Annotated in this window: 22 protein-coding genes; 15 read left to right on the plus strand and 7 right to left on the minus strand. The window is 73.4% G+C overall.

Translation table 11 applies throughout. The features are described from left to right. Positions 1-16: 16 nt before the first annotated feature. Positions 17-1,540 carry a pyridoxal phosphate-dependent decarboxylase family protein gene (locus tag ACSMXR_RS31300; protein WP_473170406.1) on the plus strand — a complete coding sequence of 508 codons (1,524 nt, stop codon included), beginning with the start codon at positions 17-19 and terminating at the stop codon, positions 1,538-1,540. 70 nt (positions 1,541-1,610) lie between these two features. Further along, complete coding sequence (locus tag ACSMXR_RS31305; RefSeq protein ID WP_473170407.1) at positions 1,611-3,005, plus strand: lysine N(6)-hydroxylase/L-ornithine N(5)-oxygenase family protein; 1,395 nt, start codon at positions 1,611-1,613, stop codon at positions 3,003-3,005. Between the two features lie 63 nt (positions 3,006-3,068). Here the strand turns inward: ACSMXR_RS31305 and ACSMXR_RS31310 are convergent, their stop codons facing one another. Then, positions 3,069-4,031 (minus strand): electron transfer flavoprotein subunit alpha/FixB family protein, encoded by a 963-nt coding sequence (locus tag ACSMXR_RS31310; RefSeq protein WP_381847409.1) that lies wholly within the window; start codon positions 4,029-4,031, stop codon positions 3,069-3,071. A gap of 60 nt (positions 4,032-4,091) precedes the next feature. After that, positions 4,092-4,877, minus strand: a complete 786-nt coding sequence (locus ACSMXR_RS31315; protein ID WP_218527037.1) for an electron transfer flavoprotein subunit beta/FixA family protein — start codon at positions 4,875-4,877, stop codon at positions 4,092-4,094. Between the two features lie 169 nt (positions 4,878-5,046). Here ACSMXR_RS31315 and ACSMXR_RS31320 point away from each other — a divergent pair, with 169 nt between their 5' ends. Then, positions 5,047-5,775: a TetR family transcriptional regulator gene (locus ACSMXR_RS31320; protein WP_473172469.1), complete on the plus strand. Its 729-nt coding sequence runs from the start codon at positions 5,047-5,049 to the stop codon at positions 5,773-5,775. Positions 5,776-5,922: 147 nt separating this feature from the next. Further along, positions 5,923-6,291 (plus strand): Zn-ribbon domain-containing OB-fold protein, encoded by a 369-nt coding sequence (locus ACSMXR_RS31325; protein WP_097915682.1) that lies wholly within the window; start codon positions 5,923-5,925, stop codon positions 6,289-6,291. Between the two features lie 31 nt (positions 6,292-6,322). Here the strand turns inward: ACSMXR_RS31325 and ACSMXR_RS31330 are convergent, their stop codons facing one another. Then, positions 6,323-7,018, minus strand: a complete 696-nt coding sequence (locus ACSMXR_RS31330; protein WP_473170408.1) for a type 1 glutamine amidotransferase domain-containing protein — start codon at positions 7,016-7,018, stop codon at positions 6,323-6,325. Between the two features lie 126 nt (positions 7,019-7,144). Between ACSMXR_RS31330 and ACSMXR_RS31335 the strand changes: the two genes are divergently transcribed. From ACSMXR_RS31335 to ACSMXR_RS31345, 3 genes are all read left to right on the plus strand, one after another. Then, positions 7,145-8,110 carry a LysR family transcriptional regulator gene (locus tag ACSMXR_RS31335; RefSeq protein WP_137229021.1) on the plus strand — a complete coding sequence of 322 codons (966 nt, stop codon included), beginning with the start codon at positions 7,145-7,147 and terminating at the stop codon, positions 8,108-8,110. 156 nt (positions 8,111-8,266) lie between these two features. Further along, complete coding sequence (locus ACSMXR_RS31340; protein WP_473170409.1) at positions 8,267-8,875, plus strand: hypothetical protein; 609 nt, start codon at positions 8,267-8,269, stop codon at positions 8,873-8,875. Positions 8,876-9,006: 131 nt separating this feature from the next. Then, the gene (locus ACSMXR_RS31345; RefSeq protein WP_376186156.1) at positions 9,007-9,876 is read left to right on the plus strand and encodes a universal stress protein; all 870 of its coding nucleotides are present in this window, start codon (positions 9,007-9,009) and stop codon (positions 9,874-9,876) included. Positions 9,877-9,962: 86 nt separating this feature from the next. Here ACSMXR_RS31345 and ACSMXR_RS31350 read toward each other — a convergent pair whose 3' ends face one another. Beyond that, positions 9,963-10,565, minus strand: a complete 603-nt coding sequence (locus ACSMXR_RS31350; protein ID WP_170994398.1) for a CBS domain-containing protein — start codon at positions 10,563-10,565, stop codon at positions 9,963-9,965. Between the two features lie 271 nt (positions 10,566-10,836). Here ACSMXR_RS31350 and ACSMXR_RS31355 point away from each other — a divergent pair, with 271 nt between their 5' ends. Next, complete coding sequence (locus ACSMXR_RS31355; RefSeq protein WP_473170410.1) at positions 10,837-12,519, plus strand: sensor histidine kinase; 1,683 nt, start codon at positions 10,837-10,839, stop codon at positions 12,517-12,519. A 123-nt stretch (positions 12,520-12,642) separates the two neighbouring features. Next, on the plus strand, positions 12,643-13,323 hold the full coding sequence (locus tag ACSMXR_RS31360) for a response regulator (protein WP_170994397.1): 681 nt from the start codon (positions 12,643-12,645) through the stop codon (positions 13,321-13,323). A gap of 50 nt (positions 13,324-13,373) precedes the next feature. Here the strand turns inward: ACSMXR_RS31360 and ACSMXR_RS31365 are convergent, their stop codons facing one another. Then, a complete protein-coding gene (locus ACSMXR_RS31365; protein WP_473170411.1) occupies positions 13,374-14,729 on the minus strand; it encodes a uracil-xanthine permease family protein in 1,356 nt (451 codons plus the stop codon). Continuing rightward, positions 14,726-15,847 (minus strand): arylsulfotransferase family protein, encoded by a 1,122-nt coding sequence (locus ACSMXR_RS31370; protein WP_137229011.1) that lies wholly within the window; start codon positions 15,845-15,847, stop codon positions 14,726-14,728. Before ACSMXR_RS31370 ends, ACSMXR_RS31365 begins: the two co-directional genes overlap by 4 nt. Positions 15,848-15,994: 147 nt before the next feature. Here ACSMXR_RS31370 and ACSMXR_RS31375 point away from each other — a divergent pair, with 147 nt between their 5' ends. From ACSMXR_RS31375 to ACSMXR_RS31400, 6 genes are all read left to right on the plus strand, one after another. Continuing rightward, the gene (locus ACSMXR_RS31375; RefSeq protein ID WP_137229009.1) at positions 15,995-16,582 is read left to right on the plus strand and encodes a helix-turn-helix domain-containing protein; all 588 of its coding nucleotides are present in this window, start codon (positions 15,995-15,997) and stop codon (positions 16,580-16,582) included. A gap of 208 nt (positions 16,583-16,790) precedes the next feature. Next, positions 16,791-17,636, plus strand: a complete 846-nt coding sequence (locus ACSMXR_RS31380) for an inositol monophosphatase family protein (RefSeq protein ID WP_473170412.1) — start codon at positions 16,791-16,793, stop codon at positions 17,634-17,636. A 94-nt stretch (positions 17,637-17,730) separates the two neighbouring features. Beyond that, positions 17,731-19,146, plus strand: coding sequence for a phytoene desaturase family protein (locus ACSMXR_RS31385; RefSeq protein WP_473170413.1), 1,416 nt, complete (start codon positions 17,731-17,733; stop codon positions 19,144-19,146). A gap of 100 nt (positions 19,147-19,246) precedes the next feature. Beyond that, positions 19,247-19,783, plus strand: a complete 537-nt coding sequence (locus ACSMXR_RS31390; protein ID WP_218524156.1) for an O-acetyl-ADP-ribose deacetylase — start codon at positions 19,247-19,249, stop codon at positions 19,781-19,783. 87 nt (positions 19,784-19,870) lie between these two features. Then, entirely contained in the window at positions 19,871-21,343 is a 1,473-nt protein-coding gene (locus ACSMXR_RS31395; RefSeq protein ID WP_218524155.1) for an AlkA N-terminal domain-containing protein, read from the plus strand. 19 nt (positions 21,344-21,362) lie between these two features. Beyond that, entirely contained in the window at positions 21,363-21,881 is a 519-nt protein-coding gene (locus tag ACSMXR_RS31400) for a methylated-DNA--[protein]-cysteine S-methyltransferase (protein ID WP_376186165.1), read from the plus strand. Positions 21,882-21,970: 89 nt separating this feature from the next. Here ACSMXR_RS31400 and ACSMXR_RS31405 read toward each other — a convergent pair whose 3' ends face one another. After that, the gene (locus ACSMXR_RS31405) at positions 21,971-22,555 is read right to left on the minus strand and encodes a TMEM165/GDT1 family protein (protein ID WP_137228999.1); all 585 of its coding nucleotides are present in this window, start codon (positions 22,553-22,555) and stop codon (positions 21,971-21,973) included. Positions 22,556-22,638 lie beyond the last annotated feature (83 nt).

Genomic DNA, 22,638 nt, shown 5'->3' on the forward strand with positions numbered 1-22,638 from the left:
CCCTGGAGCGTGGGGTGTGAGCGCCGGTACGCCGTCGGCGCCCGGCGCACAGGGCGTACGGGCGGGCCTCCTCGCGGGCGGTGCGGACGGGCCCGGGCGGCTGCGGGACCTCACCGCGATCGTCCTGGACGCACTGGAGGACGCACCCCGGGCCCGGGGCGGCCCGCTGCCCGCCGGAGGGCCCGGGGCGGTGGCCCTGAGCACCCGCGCCCTCTGCTCCCCGGTGCTGCCGGAGGAGGGCGTCGGCCCCGAGGTGGCGCTCGCGGACGTGGTCCGGGCGGTCGCGGAAGGGGCCGCCGATCCGGCCGACCCCGCCTGCGTCGCCCATCTGCACTGCCCGCCGCTCGCCGTGGCCGTCGCGGCGGACCTGGCGGGGGCGGCACTCAACCCCTCGATGGACTCCTGGGACCAGGCACCCGCGGCCGGGGTGATCGAGGAGCTGACCACGGCCGCCCTCGCCCGGCTCGTCCACCCGACGGCCCCCGCCCCCGACGCGCTCATCACCAGCGGCGGCACCGAGTCCAACCTCGTCGCCCTGCTCCTCGCCCGGGAACGGGCGACGCCCGGTCCGCTGCGGGTGGTGACCGGCGCCAACGCCCACCACAGCGTCCACCGCGCCGCCTGGATGCTCGGACTGCCCGCCCCCACGGTCGTGGCCTGCCGCGACGGCGTGATCGACCTGGACGCCCTCGACCGTGCCCTGACCGGCCTCGCCGGAACGCCGCTCCTGGTCGTCGCCACCGCGGGGACCACCGACGAGGGGCGCATCGACCCGCTCCCGGAGATCGCCCGGATCGCCGAACGGCACACGGCCCAGCTCCATGTCGACGCCGCGTACGGGGGTCCGCTGCTGTTCAGCGAGCGGCTGGCCCCACTGCTCGCGGGCCTGGAGCACGCCGCCTCCGTAACGTTCGACCTGCACAAACTCGGCTGGCAGCCGGTCGCCGCCGGGGTGCTGGCCGTCGCGGACGCCGGGATGCTCACGCCGCTGTCCCTGCGCGCCGACTACCTCAACGCCGACGACGACACCGAGGCCGGACTCCCGGACCTGCTGGGCCGCTCGATCCGCACCACCCGACGCCCCGACGCCCTGAAGATGGCGGTCACCTTCCGGGCGCTCGGCCGCCGGGGACTCGGCGATCTGGTGGAGCACTGCGTGCGGACGGCCCATGAGTTCGGCGAAGCCGTCGACGCGCGACCCGCACTGCGCCGTCGGCCCGGCGGGATCGGCATCAGCACCGTGCTGTTCCGGCCGACGGTGGCCGACACGCTGCCCGAGGAGGCGGGCGACGCCGTGGTCGCCGCCGTCCGGCGGATCCTGCTCGCCGAGGGACGCGCCGTGCTCGGCCGGGCGGTGGCGGAGGACGGCGACGGCCGGCGTCGCCTGTGGCTGAAGGCCACCCTGCTGCACCCGAACGCCGCGACGGCCGACCTGCTTCCGCTGCTCGACCTGGTCGCAGCGGCGGCGGACCGTGCCGTGAGCGAAGCCCCGGCGGCCGAAGGTACCCAAGCCCCCGGGGCGGAAAGGCTGTCGCCATGATGTCGACGATGCGCACGACTCGCCCGGGACGACCCACCGCCGCCCCCGTGACCCCCGCCGGAGGAACCCGATGACGCCCGGACCGCGCACGCCGCCCCTCGATCTTCTGGGAGTGGGGGCGGGGCCCTTCAACCTCTCGCTCGCCGCGCTCGCCGACGGTGTACCGGGCCTGCGCACCGTCTTCCACGAACAGCGCGCCGCCTTCCACTGGCACCCCGGGCTGCTCATCGAGGGAGCGACCCTCCAAGTACCGTTCCTGGCCGACCTGGTGAGCCTGGTCGAGCCCACCAGCCCCTGGTCCTACCTCAACTACATCAAGATCCGCCGCAGGCTCTTCCCCTTCTACTTCGCCGAGCGCTTCCACATCCACCGCTCCGAGTTCGACAGCTATCTGCGCTGGGTGAGCACCGAACTCCCCGCCACCCGCTTCGGCCACCGCGTCGACACGGTGGCCTGGGACCCCGGACAGGGCGCGTTCGCCGTGGAGTTCACCCGGCTGGACCCGGACGGGAAGCCCCTGTCGACCGGGCTCACCCACGCCCGCAACCTCGCCCTGGGCGTCGGCACGGCACCGCATGTACCGGAGCCACTGCGGGAGTTGGTCCAGGATCCGGCTGCCGTCGTGCTGCACTCCGCGGACTACCTCGCCCAGCGGGACCGGCTGCTGGCCGCCCGTCACATCACCGTCGTCGGCTCGGGCCAGTCGGGCGCCGAAGTCCTGCTGGACCTGCTGCGGGCCCGGCCCGAGGGGGCGGAGGGGCTGACCTGGCTGGCCCGTACGCCCGCGTTCGCGCCCATGGAGTACAGCAAGATCGGCCTGGAGCAGTTCACCCCCGACTACACCCGCTACTTCCACGGACTTCCGCAGGCCACCCGGGACCGGCTCCTGCCCCGGCAGTGGCAGCTGTACAAGGGCGTCAGCGGGGACACGCTCGGAGACATCCACGACGAGCTGTACCGGCGCAGCCTCGGCGGCGGCTGGCCCGACGTCACACTGACCCCCGGCATCGAGGTCACCGGCGCGGCCACCACCGGGGAGGGGCGCATCGAACTGAGCGTGGAGCACGGCCAGCAGGAGACGCGGGGCCGGCTCGTCACCGACGCCGTCGTCCTCGCCACCGGCTACCGGGAGCGCCCCGTCGACACCCTGCTCGCCGCTCTCGACCCGTACATCGTCCGCGACGGGGCCGGGCGTCCGCAGGTCGACGCGGCCCAACGGCTCGTCCTCGCACCGGAGATCGCCGGTTCCGTCTTCGTGCAGAACGCCGAACGGCACACGCACGGCGTCGGCGCACCGGACCTGGGCCTGGCCGCCTGGCGCTCCGCCGTGATCGTCAACGCGCTGACGGGCAAGGAGTTCTATCCGCTGCCCGAGCGCACGGCCTTCACCACGTTCGGCCTCGGAGCCCAGGACCGCGAGGACGTCGACACGGCGTCATGTGCGACCGAAGAAGAACGACGCTGAGAACGCGGACGGGCCGCACGGTGGGTTCACCGTGCGGCCCGGAGCGGTTCTGTTCGCCGAAGGTCAGCCCTTGCGGGTGTTGATCTCTTCGGTGAGCTGGGGAACGACGGCGAAGAGGTCGCCGACGACGCCGTAGTCGACGAGTTCGAAGATCGGCGCCTCGGCGTCCTTGTTGATCGCGACGATCGTCTTCGAGGTCTGCATACCCGCCCGGTGCTGGATCGCCCCCGAGATACCCGAAGCGATGTACAGCTGCGGCGAGACCGACTTACCCGTCTGCCCGACCTGCGAGGTGTGCGGATACCAGCCCGCGTCCACCGCCGCACGCGACGCACCCACCGCGGCACCCAGGGAGTCCGCGAGCGCCTCGATCACGGGGAAGTTCTCCGCCCCGTTGACCCCACGCCCACCCGAGACCACGATCGCCGCCTCGGTCAGCTCAGGGCGCCCCGTCGACTCACGCGGCGTGCGCGCGGTCACCTTCGTGCCCGTCGCCCCCTCACCGAACGACACCGACAAGGTCTCGACGGTACCGGCGGCAGCGGCGGGCTCCACGGGGGCGGAGTTCGGCTTGACGGTGATCACCGGTACACCCTTGGAGACCCGGGACTTCGTGGTGTACGAAGCGGCGAACGCGGCCTGCGTCGCCACGACACCCTCCCCACCGGCCTCCAGATCGGTGGCGTCGGTGATGATCCCCGACCCGACCCGCAGCGCGAGACGCGCGGCGATCTCCTTGCCCTCCGCGGAGGACACCACCAAAACCGCCACCGGCGAGACCGCCTCGAACGCGGCCTGCAGCGCATCGACCTTCGGAACCACCAGATAGTCCGCGAACTCCGACGCCTCCGAGACCAGCACCTTCACCGCACCGTGCTCACCCAGCACACCAGCGGTCGCCTGAGCACCCGCACCCAGCGCCACCGCGACCGGGTCACCGATCCGACGCGCCAGCGTCAGCAACTCCAGCGTGGGCTTACGGACCGCACCGTCCACATGATCGACCAGAACAAGAACTTCAGCCATGACAACGCACTCCAGACGAGAAGAACACACAGAGAGGAACAGCAGGAAGGAACATGCGGGCTAGATGAACTTCTGGCCCGCGAGGAACTCGGCGAGCTGCTTGCCGCCCTCACCCTCGTCCTTCACGATCGTGCCCGCCGTACGCGCCGGACGCTCCGTGGCGGAGTCGACCGCGGTCCACGCACCCGCCAGACCCACCTCGTCCGCCTCCAGACCCAGATCCTCCAGATCCAGCGACTCGACCGGCTTCTTCTTCGCCGCCATGATCCCCTTGAACGACGGGTAGCGCGCCTCACCCGACTGGTCGGTCACCGACACCACCGCGGGCAACGACGCTTCCAGCTGCTCCGAGGCGGTGTCACCGTCACGACGCCCCGTCACCACACCCTCCGCGACCGCAACCTCGGAGAGCAGCGTCACCTGCGGCACACCCAGACGCTCCGCCAGGAGGGCGGGGAGCACACCCATCACACCGTCCGTGGAGGCCATACCGCAGATCACCAGGTCATAGCCGGTCTTCTCCACAGCCTTCGCCAGCACCAGCGACGTGCCGATCACGTCCGTGCCGTGCAGATCGTCGTCCTCGACGTGAACCGCCTTGTCCGCACCCATCGACAACGCCTTGCGCAACGCGTCCTTGGCATCCTCCGGACCCACCGTCACCACGGTGATCTCCGCATCATCAGCCTCGTCAGCGATCTGCAACGCCTGCTCGACCGCGTACTCGTCCAGCTCCGACAACAGACCGTCGACATCCTCACGGTCCAGCGTCAGGTCATCGGCGAAATGCCGGTCACCGGTCGCGTCGGGCACGTACTTCACACAGACAACGATCCTCAAGCTCACGCCGGCTCTCCTGCCTACCTGGGTGTGGTCCCACCTGGGTGTCGTTCGTAGTGGTGACGACAATATGGCACTCAGTACCCTCTGTAAAGGTACCCAGTGCCAAAAGTGCCGTTCCGGTGCTACGTTTCGCCGCATGAGCGAGGCGCGAGGACCCGAGAAGAAGGCACCCATGCGGGAGGTGCTCGCCCAGGCGGCCTTCCAGCTGTTCCTGGAGCGGGGCTTCGAGCGGACGACCGTGGACGACATCGTGGCCCGGGCGGGGGTGGGGCGGCGCTCGTTCTTCCGCTACTTCCCGTCGAAGGAGGACGCGGTCTTCCCGGACCACGAGCGCTGCCTCGCCGAGATGACCGAGTTCCTGGCGGCCGTCGACGACAGCGACCCGGTCGGCGCGGTGTGCGACGCCGCGCGCATCGTGCTGCGGATGTACGCGGCCAACCCCGAGTTCTCCGTGCAGCGCTACCGCCTCACCCGGGAGGTGCCGGGGCTGCGGACGTACGAGCTGTCCGTGGTGCGCCGTTACGAGCAGACCCTCGCCGGGCATCTGCGGGGCCGGTTCGGCGAGGGCGGCGACGGGGAGCTGCGGGCCGAGGTGATCGCCGCGTCCGTGGTCGCCGCGCACAACAACGGGCTGCGGCTGTGGCTGCGTTCGGGTGGCGAGGGCGACCCCGAGGAGGCCGTCGACCATGCGCTCGACCTGGTGCGCGAGGTGTGGGCGCGACCCGTCGACGAGGTGGTCCCGGTCTCGGCGCGGCCGGAGCGGGAGGCGGTGGAGGCGGCCGGGGCGGCCGCTTCGCTGCCCGTCTCCGCCGACGGTGAGGTGGTCGTGATGGTGGCGCGGAAAGGGACTCCGATGTGGCGCGTCGTGCAGCAGATCGAGGCCGCCGTCGGCGAGAACTGAGCGCCGCGGCGGCGAGAACCGTGTACCAATGGGCACTCAGTGCCTTTACTGTCCGGCACTGAGTGCCATATGGTGCGGACGCGCCGGCAGTGCAGGTGCGGCGCGTCCGAGTCGAGCGCAGGGGGTCGAGCCGTGTCCCAGACAGGAATGGGCACCGTCCAGAAGGCGCACGAGGAGTGCGGCCTCTCCTACCACCGCTGCCGTTGGTGCGGCACCGCCTCGTTCCGGCGGTTGCTGTGCCCGGTGTGCGCGTCGAGCGAACTGGAGCCTGAACGCACCACCGGCCACGGCGTGGTCGTCCGCACCGCCGTGGTCCACCGCTACACCGAGGCCGCGCGCAACGAGTCGCTGGTGCGGTTCTCCGAAGGGTTCGTCTTCCGCTGTCAGATCGTGGGGGCGGCACCGCATCTGGTGACGGTCGGAGCGCGCGTGCGGCCCGTCTCCGGGGATGAGCCGGAGACGGGCGCGGTCGTGCTGGAACTCTGCGAGCCGCCCGCACGGCGGGACTGGGTCTGAACGGGCGGGGCCTGCAGCCTCGCGGCTTCCGTCAGCCGAGCCGGTTGAGCAGTTCGGCGGCCAACGGGGCGGAGGAGGCCGGGTTCTGACCGGTGATCAGGTTCCGGTCGGTGATGATGAACGGGGCCCAGGGCTCGCCCTCCTGGAAGTCCGCGCCCAGCTCCACCAGCCGGTCCTGGAGCAGCCACTTGGCCTTCTCCGCGAGGCCCGCCTGGGTCTCCTCGGTGTTGGTGAAGCCGGTCAGCCGGTACCCGGCGAACGCGTTCGCGCCGTCGGGGCCGGTCGCGGCCAGCAGGGCCGCCGGACCGTGGCAGACCACGCCGAGCGGCTTGCCCGAGGCCAGCGTGTCGGCGAGCAGCCGGCCGGAGGCCTCGTTCACCGCGAGGTCCTCCATCGGGCCGTGGCCGCCGGGGTAGAAGACCGCGTCGTACGCGTCCAGGTCCACGTCCTCCAGTGCGACGGGCCGCCGCAGCTCCTCGAACCCGTCCAGTGCGGCGGCGACCCGGTCGGCCCCTTCCCGGCCGCCGTTGAACTCGGGAGCCAGGCTGCCTCGGTCCACGGTCGGGACGACGCCGCCCGGGGTGGCGACGACCACCTCGTGACCGGCCGCCGTGAGGGTCTCGTACGGGGTCACGGCCTCCTCGGCCCAGAAACCCGTGGGGTGTTTCGTGCCGTCCGCCAGGGTCCAGTGGTCCGCGCCGGTCACCACGAAAAGGATCTTTGCCATGTCGTACGTCTCCGTAGGTCGAGAGAAGTGTGTGCGGGATCGAGCGTGTGCGGGGGAGTCCCGGTGAGGGCTGACTCATGCGACCGTAGGACGGATCACCCATAGGTTTCCAATAGGCTGGCAGCTATGAGAAATAAGGATCCTGATGGGTTCGCCGGGCTGGGCCGTCCGGCGGACGCTCCGCCGGGTCCGGCCGATCTGAATCTGCTGCGCACCTTCCTCGCCGTGCACCGGTCGGGGTCCTTCACCGCCGCCGCCCGGCTGCTCGGCCTGTCCCAGCCCACGGTCACCGCCCAGATGCGCGCCCTGGAGCGGCAGGTGGGCCGGGAGCTGTTCGAGCGGCTGCCGCGCGGGGTCGCCCCGTCGCCGTACGCGGACGAGCTGGCGGCCCGGATCGTCGCCCCGCTGGACGCCCTCGCCGAGGTCACGGGCGATACGGTCCCGGCCGGTGAGCGCCCGGCCGCCCCCGTCCATCTGGCGGGCCCCGCCGAGCTGATGTGCCTGCGGGTGCTGCCCGCGCTGGCCCCGCTGGTCGCGGACGGGCTGCTGCTGCGCGCCGCGACCGGGCTCACCGATCCGCTCCTGGACGAGCTGCGCGCGGGCCGCCACGACCTGGTCATCGCGACCACCCGGCCGCGCGGCCGGACGCTGTCCGCGGTGCCGCTGATGGACGAGGAGTTCGTTCTGACGGCCGCCCCGCACTGGGCCGCCCGGACCGGAGGACCGGAGCGCATCGCGGCCGAGGGCCCGGGCGCGCTGCACGGCCTGCCGCTGGTGACGTACGCCGAGGATCTGCCCATCGCCCGCCGCTACTGGCGCCACGTCTTCGGCCGCCGCCTCGACTGCCGGGCCGCCGTCACCGTCCCCGACCTGCGCGGGGTGCTCGCCGCCGTGGTGGCGGGGGCCGGCTTCACGGTGCTGCCGCGCTACCTCTGCGCGGACGAACTCGCCTCGGGCGCCCTCGTCGAGCTGTACGCCCCCGAGGACCCGCCGATCAACACCGCGTACCTGGTGCAGCGCCCCGGCTCCGCCGTCAACCCCCAGGTGGCGCGGGTGCGGGATCTGCTGACCGGGGCCGCCCGCGCCTGGTGAGGGGACCGCCACCGGTTCTTCTTGCCGAACGTCCCCCGGAATCAGGGCTGTTCGGCCCCCGGTGCGGGACCTCGGGCTCTCCGCCCACGCCCTCCATCGCCGCCACGGTGGTTGCCGTACACGCAACGGCGTGACGGAGCTGAGGGGTTGAGGGCGATGGCACTGCACCACGAGACGCCGGAACGAACGGGCGTGACGACCGGCGAGAGCGGTGGCGCCGGGGGGACCCGCGCGGCCGGGGGAGACGGTACGGCGTTCGGGCGAGCCACCGCCGTGCTGCGCTTCCTGACCGCGTTCACCTTCCTGTGGGCCTTCTTCGACAAGGCCTTCGGCTGGGGGTACGCCACTCCGGCGGAGCGGGCCTGGGTCGAGGGCGGATCGCCCACCCAGGGCTTCCTGAGCGGAGTGGCGGTCGGCCCGCTGGAGTCCACGTTCCATGCCTGGGCGGGTCAGACCTGGGCCGACTGGGCCTTCATGCTCGGGCTGCTCGGCATCGGCCTCGCACTGGCGGCGGGCGTCGCCCTGCGCCCCACGGCCGTCGCGGGCACCGTGATGATGGCCCTGATGTGGGCCGCGGAATGGCCGCCCGCCCGGCACCTGTCCGACGGCACCCCCAGCATGTCGACGAATCCGCTCATCGACTATCACGTGCTCTACGCCGCTGTCCTCGTCCTGCTGGCCGTCGCGTCGGCGGGCCGCACCTGGGGGCTGGGCCGGACCTGGGAGCGCCTGCCCCTCGTCCGCGGACGGCGCTGGCTCCTCTGACCGCCCCGCCGTGCCCAACGGGCCCTGGTGCAGGGCCGAACGGCCCTGCACCAGGGCGGTGATCCCCCGAGAAGCTGACATCAGCGGCCGGCCGAAGCGCCGGACCGCACCCACACACACGGAGGTAGACCATGATCCGGCCCGTAGTCGCAGGAGTGGACGGTTCGCCGGAGAGCCTGGCGGCGGCCGACTGGGCGGCGCGCGAGGCGACGCTGCGAGGGCTTCCGCTGCGCATCGTGCACGCCTGGCTCTGGCAGCCGCTGGACGTCCCGCTCGTGCAGGACCGGGACGCGGAGGAGCAGGCGGCCCGTGCGGTTCTGCACGCGGCCGAGGAGCACGTGACCAGCAGGTATCCGCAGCTCACCGTCACCACGAAGGTGCTGCCCGAGACGCCCGTCGTGGCGCTGACGGCCGAGGCCGAACGCGCCGCCGTCCTGTGCCTGGGAACCCGGGGCCACGGCGCGCTGCTCGGCTTCCTGCTCGGCTCCTACGGTCAGCAGGTGCTCGGCTCCGCCAAGGGGCCGGTCGTCTCCGTACGGGCCGACGAGGGCGAGGGCACGCCCCGGGAGAGCGGTGAGGTGGTCGTCGGCCAGCAGGGGTCCCCGGAGGACAGCGCGGACGTACTCGGCTTCGCCTTCGAGGCCGCGGCGCTGCGCGGGGCGCCGCTGCGGGCCGTACGGGCCTGGAGCCTGCCGCCCGTCTACACCTGGAGCGCCTCGCTGGCCCTCGCCGACGCCTCGGGCGGGCTGGAGCCCTTCGAGCGTGAGGCGCTGCGCGCGGCCCTGGCCCCCTGGCGGGAGCGGTACCCCGATGTGAAGGTCCTGGAGGACGTCCAGTTGGGCAGCGCGGGACAGGTACTGGTCGAGGCGTCCCCGCAGGCGCGGCTGATGGTGGTCGGCCGGCGGGCCCGGCGGTCGCCGATCGGCACCCGTATCGGTTCGGCCGCCCACGCGGTGCTGCACCACGCGCGCTGCCCCGTCGCCGTCGTCCCGCACGCCTGACGGCCCGCCGCCGATGCCCGCCCCCGACACCGGGGGCGGGCATCGGCGCGTGGTGGGGCGTTCGAGGCGCTTCGGCGCCGCAGTGGTCAACCCGTCGACGGACCGAGCCTGTTGAGCACCCCCGTGACTCCGTCGACACGCCAGAGGCGGGCGACGAGAGCGGGCAGCCGCGCCGGGTCCGCCGAACCGGTGAGTGTGACCAGGCCGTCGCGTACCGACACGCACACCCCGCCGGGGCCCGGCCCGGGGAGCGCGGCACGCACCGTCCCGATGACGTCGGTCCGCACCTCCTCGTCCGTACGGAGGAAGACCCGCAGGAGATCGCGGCGGGTGGTGATGCCGATCAGCCGGTCCTCCGGGTCCACCACGGGGAGCCGGTCGACGCGCCGCCGCTCCATCACCCGTGCCGCGTCCTTCACCCGCTGCTCCGGGTGGATCGTGATCGCGGGAGTCGTCATCAGGTGCCGGGCGGCGACCACGCCCCCCGGCCCGTCGGCGGCCGCACCCCCGGGGCCGCCCGTCACGTCCCCGCGGGAGACCACGCCCACGACCCGGTCCTCCGCGTCCAGCACGGGCACCGCGCCGATCCGGTGGCGGTCGAGGAGCCGGGCCACCTGCCGGGCCGGGGTGCCGGGGCCGACCGTGACGACCGTACGGGTCATCACCTCGCCCACTGTGTGCTCGCGCATGTCCTGCCCCCGGGGTCGGTCCGCCTGGTCGGTCCCAGCCTCGCGCCGTCCCCGCCGCCGCGCGAGGCCCGGCCGGGTCCCGGCCCGGGGACTGAACGTCCCTGCCCGCCCCTCCCGGCGGTACGGGTCCGGTCCTTCGCGCCGGGTCCGGTCCTTCCCGGCCCCGGGGCGACGGGCGGGGCACCCTCTAGAGTTGCGCCAGGAAGGCGCCGGGGCGTCGGGGGGAAGCGGAGGGGAATGCGCTGTGGGAGTGGAGCCGCCGCTGTCGCGGATGCCGCAGATGCGACTGGACGAACTGCTGGAGGAGCTCCAGGCGAGGATCCACACGGCCAGGGGAACCAGGGACCGGGTGCACAGCCTGCTGGAGGCCGTCGTCTCCGTGGGCCGGGAGCTCGACCTGTCCCAGGTGCTGCGCCGTATCGTCGAGGCCGGGGCGCAGCTGGTCGACGCGGAGTACGGCGCGCTGGGCGTGGTCGGTCCGGACGGGCGGAGCCTGTCGCAGTTCCTCACCTCGGGTCTGACGGAGGAACAGCGGGCGCGGATCGGCCCGCTGCCGTCCGGCCACGGGCTGCTGGGCGAACTGATCCGGCACCCGGAGCCGCTGCGCCTGAGCGAACTGGGCTCGCACCGGGCGTCGTTCGGGTTCCCTGAGCATCACCCGCCGATGCGCACGTTCCTCGGCGTGCCCATCCGGGTGCGGGACGAGGTGTTCGGGAACCTCTACCTCACGGACAAACGCGGTGGGCTGGACTTCGACGAGGAGGACGAGTCCGTCATCACCACCCTGGCGGTGGCCGCGGGCGTGGCGATCGACAACGCCCGCCTGTACGAGAGTTCGCAGCGCCAGCAGCACTGGCTGCGGGCCGGGGCCGAGGTCACCCACCGGCTCTTCCAGGGCGACGTCCCGCAGGACGTGACGGAGCTGATCGCCCGGCGCGCGGGCGAGATCACCGGGGCCTGCCTCGTGACCGTGACCGTGTCCGTCGAGGGCACGGGCGACCTGGTCGTGGAGCTGTCCGCGGGCGACGAGGCCCTCCAGGGGCTGGTCATTCCGGCCGAGGGGACGCTGCCCGGCGCGGTCGCGGCATCCGGGAAGCCCGAGGTGTCCGTCTGCCTGGGCAAGGACCCCCGTTTCCGCGACGACCCGCATCGCGCCGCCGGTCCGGGGCCGGCGGTCGCCGTGCCGCTGGGGACGGCCGGTGCGGGGGTCCTGCTGCTGGCCCGCGCAGCCGGCGAACCCGTCTTCTCGGAGGCCGAGCTGGAGCCGCTGCTCGCTTTCGCGGGGCAGGCGGCGCTCGCCCTGGAACTGGGCGAACGGCGGCGGGACGCCGAGGAGGTGGCCCTCCTGGAGGACCGCGACCGGATCGCCCGCGACCTCCACGACCTGGCGATCCAGCGGCTGTTCGCGACCGGCATGACGCTCCAGAGCGCGGCCCGGCTGATCGAGCACACCGGGGCCGCCGAGCGGGTGAGCCGGGCCGTCGACGACCTGGACGAGACCATCAAGATCATCAGGTCCACCATCTTCGGCCTGCGGGCCCGGGACGCGGGCCCCGCGACCAGCCTGCGGGCCCGCGCCTCCCGCGCCGTGGGGGACGCGGTGACCTCGCTGGGCTTTCCGCCCCGGCTGAGCATGGAGGGCCTGCTCGACACCGACGTACCGCTCGACACGGCGGAACACGTGGTGGCGGCGCTCGGGGAACTCCTCAGCAACGCGGCCCGGCACGCCCACGCCACCCGGGTCGAGGTCAGCCTGAAGGCCACCGCGGACGACGTGTGTCTGACGGTCACCGACAACGGGCGGGGCATCCCGGAGCAGGGCCGCCGCAGCGGGCTGGACAACCTGGCCGAACGCGCCCGCCGGGCCGGCGGCTCCCTGGAGATCTCCACTCCGGACGGCGGAGGCAGCCGGCTCCTCTGGCGCGCCCCGCTCGACGGACCCGCTCCCCGTTGAGCGGACCCGCGGAATATGCGGTCTCGATGAGGGCCGACCGGCCCTGTTCGAGCGGTCCGCCGGTACGGCACCATCGGGGGCATCCGCCGCGGCGGATGCCCTTCACCGATGACGGAGCGTGAGATGACCGACAACGCAGCGGATCCGGCCGGGAAGACGCCGGTGACGGTGTTCCTCCTCGACGACCACGAAGTGGTGCGCCGCGGCGTGCACGATCTGCTGGACGCCGAGCCGGACCTGACCGTCGTCGGCGAGGCGGGCACCGTGGAACAGGCGCTCGCGCGCATCCCCGCCCTGCGGCCCCAGGTCGCCGTGCTGGACGTGCGGCTGCCCGACGGGGACGGCGTCAGCGTCTGCCGCGAACTGCGCTCCCGGATGCCCGGCCTCGCCTGTCTGATGCTCACCTCCTTCGACGACGAGGAGGCGCTGCTCGACGCCATCGTGGCGGGCGCGTCCGGCTATGTGCTGAAGCAGATCACGGGCACGGACCTGGTCCAGGCCGTACGCACGGTCGCCTCGGGCCGATCGATGCTCGACCCCGGGGCCACCGCCCGCGTGATGGCCCGGCTCCGGGACGGCGCGGCCCAGGAGGAACGCCCCTCGGGCGTCGGGGCGCTGACGCCCCGGGAGCAGGAGATCCTCGTGCTCATCGGCGAGGGACTCACCAACCGGGAGATCGGACTGAGGCTCTACCTCGCGGAGAAGACGGTCAAGAACAACATCTCCCGGATCCTGGCGAAGCTCGGCGTCGAGCGCCGCGTCCAGGCCGCCGTCATCGCCGCCCAGCCCCGCAGGACCGGCTGACGCCAGGACCGGGCGCCGGCCCCGGCCCCCGGTCCGCCGTACGGCCCGCGTCAGCTGTCCCCGGCCTCCGGCGCCGCCGTCACACCGGAGGCCGTCCCCGTCGGGGAGCCGGTGGTGGCGCGCGGCCGGTCGGCGACGGCGAAGAGGGCGTGCAGCAGGACGGCCGCCAGTGTTCCCGCGACGACCCCGGACCCCAGGAGCGTACGGATCCAGCCGGGGAAGCCGTCGTAGAGGTGCGGGGCGACGATCGGCAGCAGCCCCACGGCCAGGGCGAGCGCCGCGATCATCGAGTGGCTCCGCTCGGCCAGTTCGGACCGGGCGAGCATCTGGACGCCCATCACGGCGATGACCGCGTACACGACGAGCGCGGAACCCCCGACCACGGCGGGCGGCAGTCCGGCGACCGCACGGGAGAGCGGGGAGAGGAGCCCCACGGCGACGAGGAGACCGCCGGCCGCCGCCGTCACGAAGCGGCTGCGGACCCCGGTCAGCCGGCTGATGCCGATGTTCTCGGAGCTGGTCACCATCAGCGACGCGCCCAGCGTTCCGGCGAAGAGCGACATCAGCGCGTCGGCGCGGGCGACCCTCGGCACATCACGGCCGGGATCCGGTTTCCGCCCCGAGGTCTCGCTGTTGAGGACGGTCTGGCCGGTGATCTCGGCGAGCGTACTGAGGCTGAAGACGAGGAGCGGCAGCGCGGCGAGGACGTCGAACCGCGGTGTCCCGTACGGGAAGAGCGCCGGGAGCGAGAAGCCGCTGCCCGGGGCCGGGCTGAACGTGCCGAGCCCGCTGACCACCGCGATGGCGGTGCCCGCCGCCATGCCGATGAGCACCGCGCTCTGCCGCCACACACCGCGCAGGAAGAGGTACGCCGTCAGCGTGACCGCCACCGTGACGCCCGCCAGGACGACCGCGCCGCGCGCCGCCTCCCCGGTCGGTCCGGTGATCAGCTGCGCGGCCACCCGCACCATGGCGATCCCGATCAGCAGCACTGTCACGCCCATCACCAGCGGCGGGAAGAGCCGCACGATCCGGCCGTACAGCGGAACCACGGCCAGCAGCAGGACGGCCGCGAGGAGCACCGAGCCGCTGGCCACGGCCGGGCCGTGATCGGCGGAGATCTGGATGAACAGCGCGGTGGCGGCCCCGCCCGGCAGCATGATGAACGGCAGCCGGGCCCCGACGTTCCCGACGCCGAGCGACTGGAGCAGCGATCCGGCCCCGCACAGGACGAGGACCGCGCTGAGCACCGAAGCCGTCTCCGCCGGGCTCAGCCGCAGGGCGGTGGCCGTGAGGAAGACGGTCGACACGGGAGCGGCGGCCATCGCCAGCACGTGCTGGAGGGCGAGCGGAACCAGCCGCCCGACAGGGACCCGTTCGTCGGCGGGTGCGATCGTCGCCGTCACCGTCCGGCCTCCAGCCAGGGCAGTTCGTCGGCCGCGTAACGGTAGGACCGGAAGACCGCGTTCGGCTCGGCCGGGAACAGACCGCGCACCTCGGCCTCCTCGTAGCCGCCGAAGTACGGGACGACGTACTCCCACACCACCAGCCCTTCGGCGGTGACCTCGAACAGCCGGCCCGCCGGGGAGTCGGTCACCAGGGTGTTCCCGTTCGGGAGGCGTTGGGCCGATCCCATGAACGGTGCGAAGAAGGACTCGCGGGCGGGGTCGTGGTACTCCCACGCGATCTCTCCGGTGCGGTCGATCTCGATCACCCGCGAGTACGGCACGTCGTGCCCCGGGCGGAAGACGCCGTTGTCGAAGACGAGGACGTTGCCGCCTGGCAGTTCGGTGGGATGGTGCTGCTGCGAGACGGTGCCGGGCGCGGTGCGCCACAGGATCTCCCCGGTCGCGCGGCTGATCACGACGACCGCCGACACGCTGCGCAGGCTCGCCAGGATGTTGCCGTCCGCCAGCGGTGTGACCGAGTTGACGAGCGGCCAGTGCTCGCGCGCGTAGTCCGGATGCAGGGCGAACGTCTCCCGGTCGAGATGCTCGCGGGCGCTCCACGACCACACCTCCCGCCCCTCGGCGTCCACCTGCTTGATGGTGTCCGCCCACACGACGCCGCCCGCCGCCTCCGAGCCGGGCACCCCGCCGCGCACCCCGTCGGCCTCCGCGCCGGTGAGGGGTTCGAGCGCGGTGTAGAGGATTCCGCCGTCGTCCAGGTGGTGCGCGTCGTGGTGCTGGAGCGGATCGCGGTACTCGCGCAGGGGCGTACCGTCGGGGGCGTACACGCCGAGGACGCCGCCCCGGTACTTGTGCCACATCGGGAAGAGCGCCTTCTCGCCGGGCAGCACGCCGTTGTACGCGAGATTCCCGCCGGGCAGGATCCGGGCGTGCCGGCCGGGCCGGTACGGCAGCCGCCAGGTGTGCGCGTCCTCGCCGCGCAGATCGATCAGATGCACCGCGCCGCCGCCGGTGAGCGGGGCGAAGAGCGTATAGCCATCGAAGGCCTTCTCGGCGTCGAGAGCGATGAGACCGGTGCCGCGGCGGCGGCGCTGATTCTGGTCGACGGTGGACACAACAACCTCGCTTCAGAGGATCAAAGTTTCTTTGATGGAGTCGAACTCCTTTGAAGCTAGGGGCGGAGTGTGTCAGCGGTGTGACGGGCGTACGAAACCTCCCGCGCCCCTGCGTAAGGTGGCTGCCCCCGGGGAGGAGACAAGATCATGAGCGATACGCGGCCGGACGGCGGCGGGCGGACGGCGCCCGGTGAGCCGGGCGCCGGACTCGGCAACGCCGTGCGCCAGCGTCGAAGGGCCCTCGATCTGACGCTGGCCGTGGTCGCCGAGCGCAGCGGCCTCTCGGTCCCCTTCCTCAGCCAGATCGAGAACGAGCGCGCGCGGCCCAGCATGCGGTCCCTGCAGCGCATCGCCGACGGACTGCGGACCACCGCCGTCGAACTCCTGGCCGCCTCCAGCGCCACGGACCGGTCCGTCGACGTCGTCCGCGCCAAGGACGACTCGGGCCTCGCCGCCGATACGGGGGTGCGCCCGCTGGTCCGCGGCAACCACCAGATGCACGCCCTGGAGTTCACCGGCGCCCAGCATGCCGACCGTGAATTCCTGCACGGCAACGACGAGTTGATGTACGTGGCCGACGGCACGGCCGAGGTCGAGGCGGACGGCCGCAGCTACCGGCTGGAGCGCGGTGACACGCTCTACCTCACCGGCGGAGTGCGGCACCGCTGGCGCGCGACCAGTCCCGGCACCCGCGTCCTGCTGGTCTCGGTCTCCGGCCACGGCCCCGGAAGCTGAGGACCGGGCCCTTTCAGCCCGTCCGGCGTTTGAGGACGGAACCTTTACGGGGGTGTTCGGCGCGCTCGTAGGGGTCCTGTGCCTCGGGGCCCTGCCGACTGCGGGCCCGCCCACCCCAGGCTTCCGTCCTCAAACGCCGGACGGGCTGGAATGCCGGACTGGCTGGGTGGGTGGTCGCCCCGCCGGCCGATCGTGATTGGGTGGGGCCATGATCGATGACTTCCTGTACGGGACCGCCGGGCACACCGGGCCGCCGGCCGACGTCGAGGCGGCCGTACGCGCCGCCGCCGCGGCCGAGATCATGCCCCGCCACCGGAAGCTCGCCGCCCACGAGATCATCGAGAAGAGCGGCCCGCACGACCTGGTCACCGCCGCCGACCGGCTGGCCGAGGAGCACCTCACCGCCGCCCTCACCAAGCTGCTGCCCGGCTCGGTCGTCGTCGGCGAGGAGGCCGTCCACGCCGACCCGGCCGTCTACGACGCGCTCGGCGGCGACGCCCCGGTCTGGATCGTCGACCCGGTCGACGGCACCCGCCAGTTCGTCCGCGGCGAGTCCGGCTTCTGCACCCTGGTCGCCCTCGCCCTGCACGGCGAGGTCCACGCCTCCTGGACGTACGCACCCGTCCTCGGCGAGATGGCCGTCGCCCTACGCGGCCGGGGCGCCACGCTCAACGGCGTGCCGATACGCTCCGGGTCGCCCGCCCCCGGCGCCGTGCTCGACGTGGCGACCTCGCACCCCGACTACACCACCGAGGCGCAGAAGCGGGCCCTGCTCGGCCTGCGCACCGAGGGCATCGCCCCCCGCCCCTGCGGCTCGGCCGGGCTCGAATACCTCGCCGTCGCCCGCGGCGCGCAGGACGCCGTCGCCTTCAACTGGGAGCTGGCCTGGGACCACGCCGCGGGCCTGCTCCTGGTCACCGAGGCGGGCGGCGTCCAGTCCACCCTGTCCGGCGCCCCGTTCCGGATCGCGGGCGGCAACGACCTGCCGTTCACCGCGGCCCGCGACGAGGCCACCGCCCAGCGCGTCCTGGCCGCGCTGCGGTCCGGCGGCTGACCCGCCGAGCCGGCCCCGGGGTACCCGCGTCCGCGCTGTCGGTGCGCCCGAATATCCTGGGTCTCCGCCCGCCGGCCGACGAAGGAGTCCCCAGGTGCCCTCGATGCTCGATGCGGTCGTCGTGGGGGCCGGGCCCAACGGGCTGACCGCCGCCGCCGAACTGGCCCGCAGGGGCTTCGCCGTGGAGGTCCACGAGGCGCACGACACCGTCGGCGGTGGCGCCCGCACCGAGGAGCTGACGCTGCCGGGGTTCCGGCACGACCCCTGCTCCGCCGTGCACCCCCTCGGGATCGGCTCGCCCGCCTTCCGGGCGATGCCGCTGGCCCGGCACGGACTGGAGTGGCTGCACCCCGAGGTCGACCTCGCCCACCCCTTCCCGGACGGCACCGCCGCCGCGCTCACCCGCTCCGTCGGCGAGAGCGCGATGTCGCTGGGGCCCGTCGACGCCGGGGCCTACCGCCGCCTCCTGGCCCCCTTCCTCGGCCGCTGGGACACCCTGGCCGCCGACTTCCTGCGCACCCCCTGGGACGGCCTGCCCCGCGACCCGTACCGGCTGGCCCGCTTCGGTCTGCTCGGCCTCCAGCCCGCCACCTGGGTCTCGCGCCGCTTCCGGGGCGAGAAGGCACGCGGCCTCTTCGCCGGGCTCGCCGCCCACGCCATAGCTCCCACCAGTGGCTTCGCCACCTCCGCCATCGCCCTCGTCTTCGCGCTCGCCGCCCACGAGAACGGCTGGCCGGTGCCGCGCGGCGGCTCCCAGGCGATCTCGGACGCCCTCGCCTCCTACCTCCGCGAGCAGGGCGGCACCATCCGCACCGGCAGCGAGGTCAAGCGGCTGGACGAACTCCCGCCCGCCCGCGCCTACATCTTCGACACCTCGCCCTCCGCGCTCGCCCGGATCGCGGGCCTCGGCTCCGCCTACAGCCACTACCGCTACGGCGCCGCCGCCTTCAAGATCGACTACGCGCTGTCCGGCCCCGTCCCCTGGACCGCCGAGGAGGCGCGCCGCGCCGGCACCGTCCACATCGGCCCCACCGCCGGAGCCATCGACACCGCGCTGCGGGCCGCCGTCGAGGGCCGCGACCCCGACGTCCCCTTCCTCATCACCGCCCAGCCGAGCCTCACCGACCCCTCCCGGGCCCCCGAAGGACGCCAGGTCTTCTGGGTGTACGGACATGTCCCGGCCGACTGGGAGGGCGACGCCACCGACGTCATCGAACGCCAACTGGAGCGCTTCGCCCCCGGGTTCCGCGATCTGGTGCTCGCCCGCGCGATCTCCGGCCCGCCGCAGCTCGCCGAGCGCAACGCCAACTACATCGGCGGCGACATCGCGTGCGGAGCCTTCTCGGGCCTGCAGACCCTCATCCGCCCCAAGCTCGCCCGCGTCCCGTACGCGACCGCGCACCCGGCGGTCTTCCTCTGCTCCTCGGCCACCCCGCCGGGACCCGGCGTCCACGGCATGTCCGGCCACCACGCCGCCAAGGCCGTATGGCGACGGCTGCGCGCCTCCTGAACGCCTCCGGCCGGTGCGGCGCCCGACGCCGTCACGGTTCGCGCCGCCCGGTCCGCCGGACCGGGCGGCGAAGGCCCCCGGCGCGCGGCATGATGTCCGCATGAGCACCTCTGTCTCTCCCGCCGTACGTCTGGTTCGCGGCGACATCACCGACCAGTCCGTGGACGTCATCGTCAACGCGGCGAACTCCTCGCTCCTCGGCGGCGGCGGAGTCGACGGCGCCATCCACCGGCGCGGCGGACCCGACATCCTCGCCGCCTGCCGTGAACTGCGCGCCTCGCACTACGGAAAGGGCCTGCCCACCGGGCAGGCCGTCGCCACGACCGCCGGACGCCTCGACGCGCAGTGGATCGTGCACACGGTCGGCCCGGTCTTCTCCGGCGCCCAGGACCGCTCCGCCCTGCTCGCCTCCTGTTACCGCGAATCCCTGCGCCTGGCGGCGGAGTTGGGGGCCAAGTCCATCGCGTTCCCGGCGATCTCCACCGGCATCTACGGCTGGCCGATGGACGACGGGGCCCGGATCGCGGTACGCACCGTCCTGGCGGAGACCCTGGAGCCCGTCGAGGAGGTGCGCTTCGTGCTCTTCGACGCGCACGCGTACGTGGAGTTCGAGGAAGTCCTCGCGATGCGCGGCTGAGCAGGCTCCCGGGGCGGCTCCGGCGCCGCGAGGCCCATGTCGGATTTCCGCCAGCCAGGCCGCTGACCGGTGCACCATCCTGGAACCATGCACACCGACACCGAGCGCTGCGTGCGGGCCGTCCAGTCCAAGGACGCCCGCTTCGACGGCTGGTTCTTCACCGCGGTCCTGACCACCCGGATCTACTGCCGGCCCAGCTGCCCCGTCGTGCCGCCCAAGGTCGCCAACATGACCTTCTACCCGAGCGCCGCCGCCTGCCAGCAGGCGGGCTTCCGGGCCTGCAAGCGGTGCCGCCCCGACACCAGCCCCGGTTCCCCCGAGTGGAACGCCCGCGCCGACTCGGTGGCCCGCGCCATGCGCCTGATCCGGGACGGGGTCGTCGACCGCGAGGGCGTGCCCGGGCTCGCCTCCCGGCTCGGCTACTCCGCCCGCCAGATCGAACGCCAGCTGCTGGCCGAGCTGGGCGCGGGCCCGCTGGCCCTGGCCCGCGCCCAGCGCGCGCAGACGGCCCGCCTCCTCATCGAGACGACCGAACTGCCCATGGCCCAGGTGGCGTTCGCCGCAGGCTTCTCCTCGATCCGCACCTTCAACGAGACGGTCCGCGAGGTCTTCGGCCTGGCCCCCGGCGAGCTGCGCACCAGAGCCGCCCGGGGCCCGCGGGCCACCGCCGTACCGGGCGTCATCGCCCTCCGCCTGCCGTACCGGGCCCCGCTCAACCCCAGCAACCTCTTCGGTCACCTCGCCGCGACCGCGGTCCCCGGCGTGGAGGAGTGGCGCGACGGCGCGTACCGCCGCACCCTCACCCTCCCGTACGGACACGGCGTCGTCGCCCTCACCCCGGCCCCCGACCACATCGCCTGCCGGCTCTCCCTCACCGACCCGCGCGACCTCACCCGGGCCATCAGCCGGTGCCGCTGGCTCCTCGACCTGGACGCGGACCCGGTCGCTGTGGACGCCCAGCTGCGCACCGACCCGCTGCTCGCCCCGCTGGTCGACGCGGGCCCGGGCCGCCGGGTGCCCCGCACGGTGGACGGCGCGGAGTTCGCCGTACGCGCGGTGCTCGGCCAGCAGGTCTCCACCGCCGCCGCCCGCACCCACGCGGCCCGCCTGGTCACCGCCCACGGCGTCCCGGTCGAGGACCCCGAGGGCGGCCTGACCCACCTCTTCCCGACGCCGGAGGCGCTGGCGGGCCTGGACCCGGAGGCCCTGGCCCTGCCGCGCACCCGCCGCACCACCCTCACCACGCTCGTCGCCGCCCTCGCGGAGGACCGGCTGCGGCTCGACACCGACTCCGACTGGGAGCGGGCCCGCGCCGAGCTGGCCGCACTGCCCGGCTTCGGCCCCTGGACGGTCGAGTCCATCGCCATGCGGGCCCTCGGCGACCCCGACGCCTTCCTCCCCACCGACCTGGGCATCCGCCGGGCCGCCGAGCGCCTCGGGCTACCGGCCACCCCCGCCGCCCTCACCGCACGGGCCGCCGACTGGCGCCCCTGGCGGGCGTACGCCGTGCAGTACCTCTGGACGGTGGACGACCACCCCATCAACCACCTGCCCGCCTGAAGGAGACCCCGTGACACCCATGGCCCCCGCGCCCCTCACCAAGCAGCACACGGTTCTCGACAGCCCCTACGGCCCGCTGACGCTCGTCGCCACCGACGGCGTCCTCTGCGCCCTCTACATGACCGACCAGCGCCACCGCCCGCCCGAGGAGACCTTCGGCGTACCGGACCCGGAGCCCTTCGGCGAGGTGATCCGGCAGCTCAGGGAGTACTTCGCCGGAGACCGCACCGCCTTCGACCTCCCGCTGGATCTGCACGGCACCCCGTTCCAGCGGAGCGTCTGGGCGGAGCTGCTGAAGATCCCGTACGGCGAGACCCGTACGTACGGCGAACTCGCCGAGGAACTCGGCAAACCGGGCGCCTCACGAGCCGTCGGCCTGGCCAACGGCAAGAACCCGGTCGGGATCATCGTGCCGTGCCACCGGGTGATCGGCGCCTCCGGAAGCCTCACCGGATACGGCGGCGGCCTGGACCGCAAGCAGCGGCTGCTCGCGTTCGAGAGCGGCGGTACGGGGGAGGAGGCGCAGGCTCTGTTCTGAGCGAGCGCGGGCGGGGGAGCGGCCCGGGGCGCGGGCGGGGGCGTACCGACACCGGAACGCCCCGCCCCGCCGCGCGCCACGCACCGGCCTCAGCCGGTGAAGATCTCCACGGCCGTCCAGATGGCGAGGCCCAGCATGCAGAGCCCGCCGATGCGCTGCACGGTCTTCAGCGGTACGCGCTTGGCGATGAACTTCCCCGCGAGCAGCGCCAGCGCCGAGACGGACATCAGGGCGGCGGCCGAGCCCAGCGCCGTGGACCAGGCGCCGTTGCTCGCCGCGAGGTTGGCGGTGGTGATCTGGGTCAGATCGCCCCACTCGCTGATGAAGACCGCCATGAACGCGGTCGAGTAGACCGGCCAGAAGCCGGTCACGGTCTTCACCTCGGTCTCCTCGTCGTCGTCCCCGCCGCTGCCGCGCAGCAGGAGGAACGCGCCGAGCGCGAAGAGCGAGGCCGAGACCAGCTTGACGATCCAGTCGGGCAGCAGGCCGATGAGTCCGCCCGCACCCACGGCGATGGCGACATGGACGATGAACGCGGACGACGTGCCGAACCACACATAGAGCGGCCGCATCCGCGTGCCCATGGCCAGCGACGCGAACATCGTCTTGTCGGGGAGCTCCGCGAGGAAGATCAGCCCGAAGGCGGTGATGATCGCCAGAGGGTCGAGGTGCATTCCGGGTGGCTTTCTGTTCGAGCCGGGCCCCGGATCTTCGCGAAGCGCCGCTCGGGCTTTTTCGGAGGACCACTCGGCCCGGC

This window comes from Streptomyces sp. DSM 106670 (assembly GCF_055792845.1).

Coding starts and splice junctions, on each gene's coding strand:
- ACSMXR_RS31305 (WP_473170407.1), top strand. CDS start 1,611: ATGACGCCCGGACCGCGCACGCCGCCCCTCGATCTTCTGGGAGTGGGG.
- ACSMXR_RS31340 (WP_473170409.1), top strand. CDS start 8,267: ATGGCACTGCACCACGAGACGCCGGAACGAACGGGCGTGACGACCGGC.
- ACSMXR_RS31320 (WP_473172469.1), top strand. CDS start 5,047: ATGCGGGAGGTGCTCGCCCAGGCGGCCTTCCAGCTGTTCCTGGAGCGG.
- ACSMXR_RS31350 (WP_170994398.1), bottom strand. CDS start 10,565: ATGCGCGAGCACACAGTGGGCGAGGTGATGACCCGTACGGTCGTCACG.
- ACSMXR_RS31360 (WP_170994397.1), top strand. CDS start 12,643: ATGACCGACAACGCAGCGGATCCGGCCGGGAAGACGCCGGTGACGGTG.
- ACSMXR_RS31310 (WP_381847409.1), bottom strand. CDS start 4,031: ATGGCTGAAGTTCTTGTTCTGGTCGATCATGTGGACGGTGCGGTCCGT.
- ACSMXR_RS31400 (WP_376186165.1), top strand. CDS start 21,363: ATGGCCCCCGCGCCCCTCACCAAGCAGCACACGGTTCTCGACAGCCCC.
- ACSMXR_RS31345 (WP_376186156.1), top strand. CDS start 9,007: ATGATCCGGCCCGTAGTCGCAGGAGTGGACGGTTCGCCGGAGAGCCTG.
- ACSMXR_RS31375 (WP_137229009.1), top strand. CDS start 15,995: ATGAGCGATACGCGGCCGGACGGCGGCGGGCGGACGGCGCCCGGTGAG.
- ACSMXR_RS31325 (WP_097915682.1), top strand. CDS start 5,923: ATGGGCACCGTCCAGAAGGCGCACGAGGAGTGCGGCCTCTCCTACCAC.
- ACSMXR_RS31390 (WP_218524156.1), top strand. CDS start 19,247: ATGAGCACCTCTGTCTCTCCCGCCGTACGTCTGGTTCGCGGCGACATC.
- ACSMXR_RS31405 (WP_137228999.1), bottom strand. CDS start 22,555: ATGCACCTCGACCCTCTGGCGATCATCACCGCCTTCGGGCTGATCTTC.
- ACSMXR_RS31330 (WP_473170408.1), bottom strand. CDS start 7,018: ATGGCAAAGATCCTTTTCGTGGTGACCGGCGCGGACCACTGGACCCTG.
- ACSMXR_RS31395 (WP_218524155.1), top strand. CDS start 19,871: ATGCACACCGACACCGAGCGCTGCGTGCGGGCCGTCCAGTCCAAGGAC.
- ACSMXR_RS31355 (WP_473170410.1), top strand. CDS start 10,837: ATGCCGCAGATGCGACTGGACGAACTGCTGGAGGAGCTCCAGGCGAGG.
- ACSMXR_RS31380 (WP_473170412.1), top strand. CDS start 16,791: ATGATCGATGACTTCCTGTACGGGACCGCCGGGCACACCGGGCCGCCG.
- ACSMXR_RS31335 (WP_137229021.1), top strand. CDS start 7,145: ATGAGAAATAAGGATCCTGATGGGTTCGCCGGGCTGGGCCGTCCGGCG.